The organism is Bradyrhizobium sp. MI1.11 (genome assembly GCF_055811255.1).
In genome coordinates this window covers 1-2046 of record NZ_JBVVPM010000153.1, presented here as the reverse complement: position 1 = coordinate 2046, position 2046 = coordinate 1, and the positions used below count along the sequence as shown (strand labels likewise).

The following is a 2046-nucleotide window of genomic DNA, read 5'->3' as shown; positions in this document are numbered from 1 at the left end:
TGCGGAATCCGAGGCAAAGCGGCCACCGATTCCGACGGAAGGCGGCCAGCGATTCCGATCGAAAGCGGCCACCCAATCCGAACGAAGGCGGCCACCCTGTTGATAGGGTGAGACGGGGGGCGTTGTCGGCAATCTGAACGGGGCAAGGTCCCTCCTTTTGCGGTTCACGCAATGGGAGGTCCGATGCCCGCCGAGAGATTGCCGATGCGGAAGATTCGAGAAGTTCTACGCCTGAAGTATGCCTGTGGGGTGAGCGATCGGGTGATCTCCCGATCGGTCGGGATCGGTCGCACGGCGATCGCGGAGTATGTCCGCCGCGCCGCGGTGATCGGCATCACCTGGCCGATACCGGAGGAGCTCGACGACACAGCACTGGAGCGCAAGCTGTTTGCGCCAGCCGGCTACAACCCGCCGCGATCGAAGCCGCTTCCGGATTGGGGGCATGTCCATGCCGAGTTGCGCCGCCGCAGCGTAACGCTGGCGCTGCTGTGGGAGGAATACCGCGGCCATCATCCCGACGGCTACGGCTACAGCCGGTTCTGCGACCTCTACGTCGAATGGCGCCACGGCATCACGGCGACCATGCGGCAGACCCACGCGGCCGGCGAAAAGCTGTTCGTGGACTTCGCCGGCGATACCGTGCCGGTGTTCGACGGGCTTACCGGGGAGGTGCGCGCCGCCAAGATCTTCGTCGCGGTCATGGGAGCGTCGAACTACACATTCGTCCAAGCCCGGTTCAGCGAGGCGCTGCCCGACTGGATCGGCGCCCATGTGGATGCGCTCACCTTCCTGGGCGGAGTGCCGAAGGCGCTCGTCTGCGACAATCTGAAGGCCGGGGTGACGGTGGTGAGCCGCTACGAGCCAGGCGTCAACCGGACTTACCAGGATCTTGCCACCCATTACGGCACCACCATTATGCCGGCGCGGCCCCGCAAGCCGCGCGACAAAGCCAAGGTGGAGGCGGCGGTTCTTATCGTCCAGCGATGGATTTTGGCGCGGCTGCGCAACCGGCGCTTCTTCTCGCTCGCCGAGTTGAACGTTGCGATCCGCATCCTGGTCGACGAACTCAACGCCCGCCTGATGCGCAAGCTCGGTGCCAGCCGCCGCGAGTTCTTCGACACCATCGATCGTCCGGCCCTGATGCCGCTGCCGGCCGAACCCTATCAGTACGCCGAATGGCGTCGTGCCCGTGTAGCGCCGGATTACCATGTCGAGGTTCAGGGGCACTTCTACTCGGTGCCATCTCGCCTGATCCGCCAGGTCGTCGAGGTGCGGGCCACCGAGGCAACCATCGAGGTGTTCCATCGCGGCACCCGGATCGCCAGCCACGCACGCTCAGGCGTCAGGCGCCGCCACACCACGATCCCCGAGCACATGCCGAGCGCACATCGCCGATACGCCTTCTGGACGCCGGCACGTCTGCTGGCCGCCGCCGAGAAGATCGGTCCGTCCACGATCGCGCTGTGCCAGGCGATCATGCGGACAAAGCCCCATCCCGAGCAGGGCTTCCGATCCTGTCTCGGCATCCTGCGGTTGGAAAAGACCTATGGGACGCAACGTCTGGAAGCCGCGTGCCGCCGTGGGATCAGCATCGGCTCAGCGAGCTATCGGTCGATCGCCTCGATCCTCAAGACCGGCCTGGACAAAGCCTTCCTTCCCGACACCGCCCCCGAGGCCGATCCCATCCAGCACGGCAACATCCGTGGCCGCGGCTACTACCACTGACCACCAACAAGGAGACCTTATGCTCAGCAACCACACCCACGAACGTCTCGCTGCTCTCGGGCTCGCCGGCATGGCCAAGGCCTTCGACGATCAGCAACGCCAACCGGACGTTACCGCGCTGACCTTCGAGCAGCGCCTCGGCCTGATGATCGATCGCGAAGCAACCGAGCGAGAGAACAAAAGGCTCATCGTGCGCCTGAAGTTCGCCTCGCTACGGCAGGCCGCAATCGTCGAAGATGTCGATCTGCGCGCTCCGCGCGGCATCGACCGCGCCTTCTTTGCCAAGCTCGTCGATGGCGATTGGATCAGCCGCAAGCAAAA

The 2046-nt window shown here is 64.9% G+C and carries 2 protein-coding genes; both read left to right on the top strand.

Annotated elements, in window-relative coordinates; all coding sequences use genetic code 11:
• The first annotated feature begins 183 nt into the window (after nt 1-183).
• Nucleotides 184-1725, top strand: coding sequence for an IS21 family transposase (gene istA, locus AC0L30_RS42770; RefSeq protein WP_007599102.1), 1542 nt, complete (start codon nt 184-186; stop codon nt 1723-1725).
• 19 nt (nt 1726-1744) lie between these two features.
• On the top strand, nt 1745-2046 hold a 302-nt coding region (locus tag AC0L30_RS42765), incomplete at its 3' end, for an ATP-binding protein (RefSeq protein ID WP_473406770.1).

Excerpts from the sequence above, each read along its gene's own strand:
- istA (WP_007599102.1), top strand. The coding sequence starts at position 184 with ATGCCCGCCGAGAGATTGCCGATGCGGAAGATTCGAGAAGTTCTACGC.